An 11,707-nucleotide genomic window follows, 5' to 3' on the forward strand; every position below is an offset into this window, starting at 1 on the left:
TTCCGGCGCTTGCAGGTATTCCATGACTCCATCGTTGCTTATGGCCGTGCTGGCCTCGGGTTTCATCTACGGCATCACGCCGGGGCCGGGTGTGCTGGCGGTGTTCGGCATTGGCGCCGCGCGCGGTCGTCGGGCCGGGGCGGGATTCTTGTGCGGGCATCTGCTGGGCGATGTGATCTGGTGCAGCACTGCGCTGATCGCGATTGTCGGCGCCCGGGAAATCGGCAGCACTGCGTTCGATGTGCTTGGCGTACTCAGCGGTCTGTACCTGTTCTGGCTCGGCTGGCGTGCGGTGCGGGCCAAACGCAGCAACGGCGATCAGCCCCAGGGTGCGGCGCGTCAGCCGTTCTGGCACGGCATCCTGTTCGGCCTGACCAACCCCAAGGCCTACCCGGTGGCGGTGGCGACGTTCACCGCGCTGCTGTCGAGCCGTGCCGAACTGCTCAACTGGTCGATGCTGCCGATGCTGATCGCCTTGAGTTTCCTCGGCGGATTGCTCGCCTACGCTATTCTCATTGGCGTTGTCGGCGCCCGTCAGGTGCGCACGCTGTATCAGCGCCATGAACTGGCCATCACCCGGCTGTGCGGGGTAATGTTCATCGGTTTCGCCATCAATGCTCTGGTGCACGCGTTGCCGGGGCTGATGCCGAGCAAGACTTGAAGAAAATCGCTGGGACGCGAGGTCGAGGTCAGGGACGGTTGATCAGTGCTGCATTGCCCGGACACCCACGCTGAACCATGGAAAGCCGAAATTCTGCGCCCTTGGCGAGTTACATCGATCTGTTGCTGGACGCCGTTTGCGCGGTCGACAAACAAGGTCGCTTCGTTTTTGTCAGCGCAGCCTGCGAGCGGATTCTCGGCTACACCCCTGACGAGCTGGTCGGCCAGTCGATGATCGACTACGTCTATCCCGCCGACCGTGAACGCACCCTGGCCGCCGCCAGCGACATCATGGGCGGCGAGCCCAAGCACAATTTCGAAAACCGCTACGTGCGCAAGGACGGCAGCCTTGTGCACATACTCTGGTCCGCACGCTGGTCCGAAGTCGATCAACTGCGCATCGCCGTGGCCCGGGACATCACCGAGCGCAAACTGGCCGAGTCCCGTCAGGCCGCGTTGTATGCGATCTCCGAAGCGGCCCATGCAGCGGAGGATCTGCTGGCGCTGTTCAAACGCATCCACCTGATCATCGGCGAGTGGCTGCCGGCGCTGAATTTTTCCGTGGCGCTGTACGACGAACACTGCGCAAAACTGAATTTCCCCTACCACGTCGACGATGACGAGTTGCAACCGGAGCAACCCGGCACCGTGACCGGTCGCCTGTGCGCCGAGGTCATCCGCAGCGGCCAGCCGATCCTGCTGACCCCGGATTGCCCGCAGGCCCCGGCAGGCTTCGAAGCGCTGGTGGCAGGGCAGCAATCACCGTGCTGGCTCGGCGTACCGTTGAACTCGAAGAACGGCACCATCGGCGCCCTGATCGTCAAAAGCCTGCCCGGCGGCGAACGCTACACCGAGCGCGACAAGGAACTGCTGCAATACGTCTGCGCCCAGGTCGCCACCGCCATCGAACGCCAGCAGTTGCACGCCCGCCTGCGGCGCATGGCGCAATACGATCAATTGACCCAATTGCCCAATCGCGAATTGTTGCGTGATCGGCTGAAGGCGGCGCTGGCCAGCGCGCGGGAAACATCGGGGCACATGGCGCTGCTGTATGTCGATCTGGACCGCTTCAAGCAGGTCAACGACACCTTCGGCCACGGCGTCGGCGACATGCTCCTGCAGACCGTGGCCAACCGCCTCAAGGGCTGCGTGCGCGAGACCGACACCGTGGCGCGGATCGGCGGCGACGAGTTCGTGGTGCTGCTGCACAGCGTCCACGCCCCCGACGATGCCGACAGCGTGGCGGAAAAGATCCGACAGGTGCTGGTGCAACCCATGCGTCTGGATGGGCACAACCTGCACATCGAGCCGAGCATCGGTGTCGCGCGTTTTCCCGAACATGGCCATCACGAGCAGCAGCTGTTTCGTCACGCCGATCAGGCGATGTACGCCGCCAAACGGGAAAATCATCGGGCGCGGGATATCTGACTGGCGGTCGCCGTTCGTCGCGGCAACGGCAACTTTTCTAAACCTTTGGGGGCTGGCGAATTCTCAATCCAGGCGGGCAGTTGCTCGCTGACGATCAATACCAAGAGGAAGAGAATCATGCCTAACTCAAGAAACTCGAACTCGGGAAACTTTGCCAACGATCGAACGAAGGCCTCTGAAGCCGGTCGCAAGGGTGGGAAAACCACCACCACGACTGTCGATAAAGAGCCTAAAACTGAAATGGGCCGCAAGCCCGCTCAGAAATCGAAGTAGTCGGCGAAGGTTGTTTTGATTGAGAGGCGGGGGCGCAAGCTCCCGCTTGAATTTGCCGAGAAGGAGGGCGCGACCATGAGCCGGATGGCCACCCGAGTACGCAACATCAGTTTTGTCACCCTGCTGGGCCTGAGTGCCGGCAGCGCATTTGCCCAGTCGCCCGCCGACTTCATCAACGAAGCCTCGGCCAAAGGCATGGCCGACATCGAGGCCAGCCGCCAGGCCCACAGCAAGGCCGAGTCCAAAGAGGTCAAGGATTACACCATCGTGGTCATTAACGACCGCACCACGGCCAACCAGCATCTGGCGAAAATCGCCAAAAAACTGGACCTGCCCATCGCCCCCCGTGAAGAAATCGCCGACAAGGCCAAGACGCTGATCCCGGAAGTAAAGGACGGCGCGTCTTTCGATCAGGCCTATGCCGCGAGCCAGGTCAAAGCCACGGAAGAAGCCATCGAACAGATCCAGCAGGAAGCCCAGACTACCGACGTGCCGGAGATCAAGGCTTTCGCCGACGAGACCCTGCCGAAACTGCAAAGCCACCTGGAAATGGCGCGGGCGCTGCAAGCCAGTCGCTGAAACCGGGTCGAACAAAAACGGCGCTCAAGGCGCCGTTTTTTTGCTCAGCAGTCATTCAGGTCCTGCTTCGGTTTGCTCTTTTCACCCAACCCGTCAAGGTTGAAAACCTCGCCTTCACCCAATGCCCGGTAGTGTTTGCGCAACGCTTCAAGTTGTTTGAGATCCAGCGCTTCAAGCCCGAGCATCGCGTTCTGCGCTTCTTTGGTTACCAGCAACAACTCGTCGATCTTCAAATGCAGGATGTCGGTATCGCGGTTCTGGGTGTTCTGGATCAGAAACACCATCAGGAACGTGATGATCGTGGTCGAGGTGTTGATGATCAGCTGCCAGGTGTCATTGAAATGAAAAATCGGCCCGCTCAACCCCCACAACCCGATCAGAATCAAAGCCCCCATGAACGTCTTCGGACTGCCGGCCCAGAGTGCGAGCGTCTGGGAAATCTTTGCGAATTTCATGGCGGTGTTCCTTGTGGGGGGAGCTTGAAATTCAGACAGCGGGGGAGGGAGGAAAATTCTGCTTACAGTTTTCTGTTCTCTATGGAAGTCGCCGCAGACCGTAATCCCGGCGATATCGGACGTAGGTAGGGGAAGGCAGATAAACACGTTCGTTGTATCGTGACGGCAGCCGCTTTTTCCACGTTTCGCCAAAACGTCCAAGACAGGAGAACGCAATGACCTGGTCCGCCAAACAATACGTCGCTTTCGAAGATGAACGCACCCGCCCGGCCCGTGACTTGCTGGCGGCGATTCCCACGCGGGAGGCGCGTTCTGTGGTCGATATCGGTTGCGGCCCCGGCAACTCGACCGAGCTGCTGGTGGAGCGTTTTCCGGGGGCGAAAGTGCAGGGTCTCGACAGTTCGCCGGACATGATCGACGCCGCGCGCAAGCGTCTGCCGCAGTTGCAGTTCGAGGTGGCGGACATTGATAAATGGGCGGATGCGGGGCCGTTCGATGTGATCTTCGCCAACGCGGTATTGCAGTGGGTGCCGGATCACGGGACGTTGTTGCCGGCACTGGCGGGCAAGCTGGCGCAGGGTGGCAGCCTGGCGATTCAGATGCCGGACAACCTCAACGAGCCGTCCCACAGGCTGATGCGTGAAGTGGCTGCCAACGGGCCGTGGGCCAGCAAACTGGCGGGCGCGGCGGGGCAGCGGACCGAGATGGCGGATGCCAGTGCTTATTTCTCGATGCTGCGTCCGCATTGCTCGCGGGTCGATGTGTGGCGTACGACCTATCACCATCAGTTGGCGGGCGGTGCTTCAGGTGTTGTCGAGTGGTTCAAGGGCAGCGGACTGATTCCGTTCCTCAGTCCGCTGACGGAAACGGAGCGGGCGGAGTATCTGGCGCACTATCTGGCGGAGGTTGCGAAGGCTTATCCGGCGCTGGCGGATGGTTCGGTGTTGTTGCCGTTTCCGCGATTGTTCATCGTCGCCACGCGTTGAAATGAAAAAGGGCCGATTTGATCGGCCCTTTCTTTTTGCGGTCAGCGCTGTACGGCGACCAGCATCATCATCGGCCGCTCGCGTTCTTCGGCGAGCGCCGGTTGCGCGGCCACCTCGGCATCGCTCGGGCCCCATTCGTTGACGTGTTGAATCGTGAAGCCTGCGCCAATCAACGCGTTGAGCAGTGTCCCGACCGTGCGATGTTGCTTGATCACACCGTCCGCCAGCCAGTTCGTAACCCGTTCGCCTTCCATCTGATAGCTGTCCAGCGGCCAGCGCTTGTGGCCTTCGCTGTCGACCAGCCAACCCGGATTGCGCGGCGCCATGAAGATCGGGTGCTCGATGGAAAACACGAAATGCGCACCGGGTTTCAGCGCCGCATGCAGCTTGGCGAACAGCCCCGAGAGATCCTTGATGTAGTGCAGGGCCAGCGAGCTGTAGGCCAGATCGAAAGTGCACGCAGGCAAGTCGAGCTGTTCCAGGTCGGCACGTTCGTAGCGGATGTTCGCGGCCGAGGTGGGTTCCTTCGCCCGTTCGAGCATTTTCTCCGAGACATCCAGCCCCAGCACTTCAGCAGCGCCTTGCTCGCTGGCCCAGCGGCAGAACCAGCCATAGCCGCAGCCCAGATCCACTACCTGCAAACCGTGGAGGGAGGGCAACAAGGCTTTCAGCGCCGGCCACTCCGGCGCGGCATCGAGGCCGCCGATGGAGCGGTTCATCTGGCTGTAGCCCTGGAAGAATTCGGGGTCGTCGTAGATGTTCTGGGTCATGGTTTGATGCTCATCTGAATTTGATTTGGGTGGCTCAACGGCCACGATTTGAAGTCCCTCGAAACGTGATGGCGCGTATTCGTCGATGGCCGCGCAGGGGGAGGGTGGTGGGTGATGGGGAAATGCTAGCGGGTCGTGGCGAGTGTGAGAACAGAGGGAGTGTTGGGGATCTGTAAACGCGGTTTTTCGATTCGGGATGTTTAAAGAATGGGTCCTGTTTACTGATCCTTCCCACAAGGTTTTCAGGTTGTCCGTCGGAAGTGCGGGCTCTAGCCTGTGAAGGTCGCTGATGAATCGGCGATCGGGATTGGAACCCCGCGGAGAGTTGGAACGTACAATCGTTATTCATGACGTATGCTGCGCACCTTGAATGTGTGCACTCTGTTATGGCGGCTGTGCGCGGGAGACCTTCGGGTCTGCCGGGTTGTCTCTCCCCGGGTTCCAACCTGCGTACAGCTGCCTCCTTTCGCGTGGAACCGAATGGGTCAGCTCAAACTTGTACTTTGAGAGATGAAATCATGTTCAAACCAACTCCGAACCCACCTGAAGTCGAAACCGACCCGACGTCCCCCTACACCTCAATCGACTCCAGAAAACTCAACGACGCCGCCAACCGCGCCCTCGATCACTATCTCTGTCCCGGCACCCATGTCATGGGCACGACCAATCAGCCTGAACCGATGTTCCTCGCCAACCCGGCCTACAACACCGAATCCCTGCTCGCCAACGCCTGCGAATCCCTGGGCTCGGCCAGCGAAATGCTCAGCAACTTCGCCGCCGTGCTCGAACCGTCCCATCGTAAGACGGCACTGGGGATCGCGCAGGTCGTGATGCTGGGAGAATTGGCGGTGAATCAGGCGCTGGATCATGTTGAGGTGAAGAGCTGAATTGCAGTTGTTCTGGCAGGCATAAAAAAACCGGCTCATTGAGCCGGTTTTTCTTTACGAAGGTTGTCTCGTATAAATCTTCAAGGTGAGCAGGGCTCCAGCTGATCGACATCAGTGCCACTGCCAGCGCTACGGTCAACCTCGCCATTGTTCCCGATATGAATTTTAGTCGCGGGCCATTTCGGAGTGATCCTGATGCAATGGTTCTGCCCGGAATTACGCCAATCAAATTCCATAAAAAAATCATCATCGGGAAACAGATGCCCTGGTCCGCCCGTAGACTCTCCGGGGGCAAGGTTTCCGTGAAAGATCTCATTTTGCGTATTCAGCACAAACCTCAAATCCCCTGTGCCTTCTTTCGAGAAATCAATCTCGACGCGTGGCACTGCGACGTACCAAACCAGATACGTCAACACCACCAGAATAAGTAACCGCATAACGATATAGAGCGGGTGTCGCTTACTTGCATTCGTGGACACTGACTCCATCTCCCCATGTCCTGGCAACGGGCAAACGTGTTTATCGCCCAAGCGTGCGGAAGAAAGCATGAGCCGTCCTTGTTGAGTACGTCCGTTAACCCCAAGCGTCCTCTTGGGCGTGCGAATGCTAGCGGAATCTCAAGAACTGATCGCTGGGAAACGTCTGAAAACATGGCAAGCATCAAGCCATGTTTATGTGCGGCGATTCCTACAGGATTACTGGTCGGCCGTTCGGATGTCGTTTATTTCAGTGGGCATTGGATAGTGCTCGTTCTCATATTGCTCGATAAGCACTGCGAGGTTTTCCAGTTCATTTCCATCGGACGATCCGGGCTCAGCCCCCCAGAGCTTTTCCATCCGTACAAATGCAATGTTCAAGTCTTGTCGGTTACGGATGGTTTCGCTGTTCATGGCAGATTCTCCGTGCAGATCAGATCCATCGGGGTCGATAGACTATTCACGAGCTCAACATACGTAACGCAGCCGAAGCCAAAAACGCGGAACGACTCTTTTCCTCCGAATGCTGGCTGACGTGAAGGTCAATGCGGCTCAACAAATAGCCTGGGAGTGTGATGTTGACCTTTTGCGTATTCCCCAGGCACTGACTGATGTCCACATCCACCAACGCCCATACGCAGTTTTCAAACCTCGGATCGGAAACATGGTTACTGATCTTGCTGGCGGCAGGTATCACGGCACCGCTCTCAGCGAGAATCGCGATGTGGGTTTCTATCGCCTCTTTGGCCATTTCCAACGCATGGTCCTGATCGTTTCCGGCGGAGAAACAACCGGGGAGGTCCGGTACTTCAACACCCCATGTTGAGTCGCCTTCGCTGGAAGATATTGCGATTGGATAAAGCATGCGGATTCGCCCCTGAATATGGTTCTACATATTGGACTCCGCCTCATAGGACGGATTTAGGTCTCGGGTGGAAGCCTAAGGCGGAGTAGGGGATCTGCAATCAACGCTTTGTTTCTGAATTATTCAATGGAGCAAATCACGCTCTGTATTTGATGAAACCCTGCAAAAACACTTTTTTAGACGGTTGAAAAATCTTAAGCGGTAAGGGGCGTAGGGCAAGGACTCAGCAGGCAACCTTATTTTGGTCGGGGCTCCCATTCTTATTTCGAAGCTGGGAAAGGGTGAAGTGTTTGTGGGCAGTTGGGCCAATAGCTTCTTTGGCGCCCAGGCGCCGCTGCAAATCTCCACGGAGCTATTCGACGGCTACCAGGGCAATCTGAGCGCGATGATCGCGACCCTTCCCGGGTTGCGACTGCGACCAGGTGCAACGGTCAACAACGGCGAGCGCGTCACCGGCTAAATTTCAGGTTAAGTCAGTGACGATATAATGTTTTAACTTGGTAAGGGCTTGAGGTTAGTTTGTCAATGTCTTGTTGTATTGACACCAAAAGCTCTCCCAATTCACTAGTCATAAACTTGAGTCCGTTCGCAGTTCCACCCATTCCAAGTTGCTTGGCTTCTTGTTCAATATAGAAATCGTGGTATTCATTGATCCTTCTCGCGCCATCTTCATCTATGGCTTGGCCATCAGAAATTGCTTTGCCTATGAGATTCTGAACCGCGTAGCGCCCGGCATTGTAGGCAGTTTGACAGTCTGCATTATTAAGTTTAATCATTGTGATTAAGCCCTTAATCCTCATATAAATTCTTACAATTTTCGCGGATATTGCTGGATCTACACTTGCCAAACACGGAGGCGCCGAATCATAGATGGGAAAAGTGTTATCACCAATTGGCAGCATTATTATATATGGCGTATCCTCAGGCACAAGAATCAAGCCCTTGCCATATTCAAACATGTAAATATCCCATGCCGTTGTCAGTTCGGCCCTTATAAGTCGCAGCGTGTTGTGAGTTAACTAAACTTCTTCTCTTTTAGACTTCTGAGTCGCAAGCTCGTGCGATTGCAAGGCAGCTTTACTTGTTGCTCTAGCACCGATATATGCAGCAATGAGGGCAATAGCAACTTCTTTAGATAAAAGAGCTTCGAGTAAATCTTTCACGATTTCAACGATCTGCATGCTTAATCTCCAAGCGAAATCCGCCATCATATACCTAATAGCCATCTACCCCTAAAGACTGCAATATTGACCTGCGGGGGTCTCCAAGCTTCCTCGATATCTCACAGAAGTATGCCGAAACCTCTAAATCTTTTTGATCGATTCCAGGCCAAAAAAAAGGAACATTTTGATTTTCAAGACTTTCAATAAACATTATATGAACCAGGCAAATGAATACTCTGACAAAGTTTGCTGGGCTCTTAAAATCATTCTTGAGCAAGTGCATTATGATATGCCGATTAAATCCATCAACCTCCCCGTAACTTGGCTTGTATAAAATATTTTTAAAATAAAGTCTGAACGCATTGATTACATCCGATTGCGGGCAGATGTGCGTTAGAAAATCGATTTCCATTATCTGGCTAGAGTTAAGTCCCGGATACCAAACGTACGCCCCCAGCCTTCGCCGCCCCCAAGCAATTATTAAGTCTCTGAGGTAGCGCTCAAATTTTTCACCGCTAATATTGTTTGGTTCAATCTTAAGACGTGAGTTTTGAATGTTTCTTAGTCCAGCCTCGAACACTGGTATTAGAGACATGATCGCCACATGATCCATGCCGATATAGTAGGCTTCAAGTGCCTCGAAAACGATAAGTCGATAATCACTCAGCGAATCGCTTTTGGAGAAAAGCTTATTAAAGTACGCAGCTGCAATTTCTGGAGCAAAGTATTCTTGTAGCCAAGTGTCTGCTGCTTCTTTTGGATTCTCGGCCCTATTCATTTCATGTATTGCCTTAATCAATGTTCCTTCACCTACAACATGAAGTGGTACTGGAAAAGACAAAGGCAAGGCTTGTTCTTGCGCCCCAGTTATCCGTCCGCACCTTTCGTTGTAAAACTCTATCGGACGTTCCGTGATAAAGCACAGGCCAACATCGGTCGCGATCTCAAATCCTGGCTTTCCTATATCTTTTGTACAGACATCAACATCTTTATCATCGTATTTGTTGAAAGCTGCAACTATTAACTCTTCCGTTAGCTTTGGGGATCTACTCAATTTCTTAAGCGTTCTTTCATACTTCATTCCGAAATCCCTTTTGATGAAGAGTGAATTTTTTGTAGAACTGGAATCACCCTTCGCGACACCACCATGATTGAGCATAGGCACAGCCATCAACGTATTCGATCCACTGAGAACAAATCCGGTAACTGCCGTTCCTGCAAGCGTGGCATCCAGTAATGGTGGAAATGGATCAGGATCAAGTGGCATACCTACGCCAATCCGAGCCATATTTGTAGCATGACCCAAGAGATCACAGACCTTAGAGTTGACGGATTTAAAGGGGACTGACCCTAAAAATATCCAAAAACCGGTACAAGACCAGTTGGATTCGGGGGGGGGGGGGGGGACTACTGCGGCACCGCGAACACTGCACTGGCACGGGCAACCATTCGATCACCGACATGCAACCCGACAGTGGCAAACGCAAGTTGCCGTCCTTTCTTGGAGTGCTCAACGCGTACCTCGAGCCATTCATTGATCTGCACCGCGCTGAGATAGTCCAGGGTCATACTCGCCGTGATCAATGGCAGGGGAGGGTCGCTGGAGAATGCCATGGCGTAACCCATGCCGACATCCGCCAATGTCGCCAATACACCGCCATGCAACGTGCCCCGTCCATTGGCATGTCGTGAGTCTGTCCGCAGACCGATTTCAAGTTGCAAACCGGTGCCTCTGGTATAGATCGGGCCAAGCAAGTCGAGCAGCGGGCTGCTGCGAGTCAGTGGAGTGAAGCCCTCGGGAATAGCAGTGTCGTTCATGGTCAATCCCTGTGCCGGTTGGTTACCGGCTTCTTTGGCCTGAAAACGGAGCGTTGCTTATGAGGGTTTAAACCTGACTTCGCCGTCGGAGAAGGATCATACGTATGCGGAATTTGCAGCGATAAGCTGATCACGATGGAGCAGTAAGGGCAGCAGCCCCATGGTTCGTGCTGAACCACAAAGCCTCACAACCCGAGACTGAGCGGAAAAAGCACAACTACGCACATCCATTAGGTGAGCGTTGGACGGAAGAAGCGTGGCGGACGGCGTCGGTGCAGCCGCTCATCAAAGAGAATACATCCCAAGCCGCTGAGTAATGTGAGACCTCCGCCAACAATGTCAGATGTACACCAGAGCACGTAAAACACGTCAACGGCAGAATGAAAAAGCCCGGCACTTGGCCGGGCAGTTTTGGAATCCACTAACGTAATCAGGCTTGCTTTTCACGTGCAGCCAGCATCACTTCATTCTGTTTTTTGGTGGCTTCGGTCAGCACTTCACTGTAAACGCGCTTTTTTTCTTCCGATTTCGCATTACGAATGAAGTCTGCGAATGGACTCGTGGACTCCTTTGGGGATCCGAGTTTCATGGAAAACATGGGGTTACTCCGTTATTTATCCCAAGCATGACCATCAGGTCGTGTTTCGTATGCTTCTCCGGGATATGGTAGTCGATCTTGTCAACACCAGCCTTGTAGAGACGGCCAGAATTATCAATGTGCTTCACAAGCAGATCGACATGAAGATCCTTGCCAAACTCTAGCTTAAGCATGTTAACCACGTCACGTGCTGCAAAATACTGGTCGACGAAATGCTCCGGTCGAATCCTCCGTCCTTCGGCTTCCTCACGAGCCGTGACAAAAGACCAAGCAAGCCTGGGGTCTTGATAGACATAGAGAATTTGAACGAATCTCCCCTTGTCCAGGCAACGCCGCACATTGTTCCTTGCGATCTCTATATTCGAAAGCGTCCCATCGAGCAGGAAAGATTGGTTTCGATCCAGGGCAAGATCAATCAGCTTCCCTACCAGAATTGAAACGGCGCCTTGGAAAAGCCAGGCATTGCCCCCTTGGTAGGCTTCAAATTCGGTTCTGAGTTCGTCTGGATCAATTCGCAGGATGGGCGTATCAGAGAAAAGGTTCAGCAGGGCTAATGATGCCTCTGTCTTGCCAGCGCCGGGCGATCCAGCCATAAAAACTGAAACAGGCTCTTTTTCGGGCGGATACCGGGTCTGATCCGTGAGTCGCTTGCCAATAGCCTTCTTGTTTGATCTTGCGAACCTGATCGCATCGTCCCAGATGGCCTGTTCCTCATCCGTCATTCCAAGCCTTTTGTCTTCCTGCACTGG

17 protein-coding genes and 1 pseudogene are annotated in these 11,707 nt (G+C 54.7%); 7 read left to right on the top strand and 11 right to left on the bottom strand.

The features are described from left to right. Window positions 1-22 precede the first annotated feature (22 nt). The 4 genes from IF189_RS06885 to IF189_RS06900 all read left to right on the top strand — a co-directional run bounded on the left by IF189_RS06885 (window position 23) and on the right by IF189_RS06900 (window position 2,940). Window positions 23-661, top strand: a complete 639-nt coding sequence (locus IF189_RS06885; RefSeq protein ID WP_085729973.1) for a LysE family translocator — start codon at window positions 23-25, stop codon at window positions 659-661. A gap of 77 nt (window positions 662-738) precedes the next feature. Beyond that, window positions 739-2,088 carry a bifunctional diguanylate cyclase/phosphodiesterase gene (locus IF189_RS06890; protein WP_192553033.1) on the top strand — a complete coding sequence of 450 codons (1,350 nt, stop codon included), beginning with the start codon at window positions 739-741 and terminating at the stop codon, window positions 2,086-2,088. A 117-nt stretch (window positions 2,089-2,205) separates the two neighbouring features. Continuing rightward, a complete protein-coding gene (locus IF189_RS06895; protein ID WP_082302357.1) occupies window positions 2,206-2,361 on the top strand; it encodes a KGG domain-containing protein in 156 nt (51 codons plus the stop codon). Window positions 2,362-2,436: 75 nt separating this feature from the next. Beyond that, window positions 2,437-2,940 (top strand): DUF4142 domain-containing protein, encoded by a 504-nt coding sequence (locus IF189_RS06900; RefSeq protein ID WP_192553034.1) that lies wholly within the window; start codon window positions 2,437-2,439, stop codon window positions 2,938-2,940. Window positions 2,941-2,984: 44 nt separating this feature from the next. Here IF189_RS06900 and IF189_RS06905 read toward each other — a convergent pair whose 3' ends face one another. Continuing rightward, window positions 2,985-3,395 carry a low affinity iron permease family protein gene (locus IF189_RS06905; protein ID WP_085710209.1) on the bottom strand — a complete coding sequence of 137 codons (411 nt, stop codon included), beginning with the start codon at window positions 3,393-3,395 and terminating at the stop codon, window positions 2,985-2,987. Window positions 3,396-3,610: 215 nt separating this feature from the next. Between IF189_RS06905 and tam the strand changes: the two genes are divergently transcribed. Beyond that, complete coding sequence (tam, locus tag IF189_RS06910) at window positions 3,611-4,381, top strand: trans-aconitate 2-methyltransferase (RefSeq protein ID WP_192553035.1); 771 nt, start codon at window positions 3,611-3,613, stop codon at window positions 4,379-4,381. Window positions 4,382-4,422: 41 nt separating this feature from the next. On the opposite strand, the gene IF189_RS06915 is transcribed toward tam, so the two are convergent. Continuing rightward, window positions 4,423-5,151, bottom strand: coding sequence for a class I SAM-dependent methyltransferase (locus IF189_RS06915; RefSeq protein WP_192553036.1), 729 nt, complete (start codon window positions 5,149-5,151; stop codon window positions 4,423-4,425). Window positions 5,152-5,669: 518 nt separating this feature from the next. Here IF189_RS06915 and IF189_RS06920 point away from each other — a divergent pair. Further along, window positions 5,670-6,038 carry a DUF6124 family protein gene (locus IF189_RS06920; protein ID WP_192553037.1) on the top strand — a complete coding sequence of 123 codons (369 nt, stop codon included), beginning with the start codon at window positions 5,670-5,672 and terminating at the stop codon, window positions 6,036-6,038. 80 nt (window positions 6,039-6,118) lie between these two features. Here the strand turns inward: IF189_RS06920 and IF189_RS06925 are convergent, their stop codons facing one another. The 3 genes from IF189_RS06925 to IF189_RS06935 all read right to left on the bottom strand — a co-directional run bounded on the left by IF189_RS06925 (window position 6,119) and on the right by IF189_RS06935 (window position 7,379). After that, the gene (locus IF189_RS06925; RefSeq protein ID WP_225739950.1) at window positions 6,119-6,586 is read right to left on the bottom strand and encodes a hypothetical protein; all 468 of its coding nucleotides are present in this window, start codon (window positions 6,584-6,586) and stop codon (window positions 6,119-6,121) included. Window positions 6,587-6,733: 147 nt separating this feature from the next. After that, window positions 6,734-6,928: a hypothetical protein gene (locus tag IF189_RS06930; protein ID WP_192553038.1), complete on the bottom strand. Its 195-nt coding sequence runs from the start codon at window positions 6,926-6,928 to the stop codon at window positions 6,734-6,736. 46 nt (window positions 6,929-6,974) lie between these two features. After that, complete coding sequence (locus tag IF189_RS06935; protein ID WP_192553039.1) at window positions 6,975-7,379, bottom strand: type II toxin-antitoxin system HicB family antitoxin; 405 nt, start codon at window positions 7,377-7,379, stop codon at window positions 6,975-6,977. Window positions 7,380-7,653: 274 nt separating this feature from the next. On the opposite strand from IF189_RS06935, the pseudogene IF189_RS06940 reads away from it, so the two are divergent. Beyond that, a pseudogene (locus IF189_RS06940) lies at window positions 7,654-7,839 on the top strand (hypothetical protein); the annotation flags it as partial. A 13-nt stretch (window positions 7,840-7,852) separates the two neighbouring features. Here the strand turns inward: IF189_RS06940 and IF189_RS06945 are convergent. The 6 genes from IF189_RS06945 to IF189_RS06975 form a co-directional block, all read right to left on the bottom strand. Further along, window positions 7,853-8,338, bottom strand: a complete 486-nt coding sequence (locus tag IF189_RS06945; protein WP_192553040.1) for a hypothetical protein — start codon at window positions 8,336-8,338, stop codon at window positions 7,853-7,855. 60 nt (window positions 8,339-8,398) lie between these two features. Then, window positions 8,399-8,560 (bottom strand): hypothetical protein, encoded by a 162-nt coding sequence (locus tag IF189_RS06950; RefSeq protein ID WP_192553041.1) that lies wholly within the window; start codon window positions 8,558-8,560, stop codon window positions 8,399-8,401. Between the two features lie 34 nt (window positions 8,561-8,594). Beyond that, complete coding sequence (locus tag IF189_RS06955; RefSeq protein ID WP_225739951.1) at window positions 8,595-9,809, bottom strand: hypothetical protein; 1,215 nt, start codon at window positions 9,807-9,809, stop codon at window positions 8,595-8,597. Window positions 9,810-9,949: 140 nt separating this feature from the next. Then, window positions 9,950-10,360: a PaaI family thioesterase gene (locus tag IF189_RS06965; protein WP_192553043.1), complete on the bottom strand. Its 411-nt coding sequence runs from the start codon at window positions 10,358-10,360 to the stop codon at window positions 9,950-9,952. 430 nt (window positions 10,361-10,790) lie between these two features. Further along, complete coding sequence (locus IF189_RS06970; RefSeq protein WP_167443763.1) at window positions 10,791-10,958, bottom strand: hypothetical protein; 168 nt, start codon at window positions 10,956-10,958, stop codon at window positions 10,791-10,793. Further along, a complete protein-coding gene (locus IF189_RS06975; protein WP_192553563.1) occupies window positions 10,946-11,680 on the bottom strand; it encodes a zeta toxin family protein in 735 nt (244 codons plus the stop codon). The genes IF189_RS06970 and IF189_RS06975 overlap by 13 nt, the downstream gene beginning before the upstream one ends. Between the last annotated feature and the right edge of the window lie 27 nt (window positions 11,681-11,707).

Source organism: Pseudomonas sp. IzPS59, assembly GCF_014863505.1.
GTDB lineage: Bacteria > Pseudomonadota > Gammaproteobacteria > Pseudomonadales > Pseudomonadaceae > Aquipseudomonas > Aquipseudomonas kribbensis.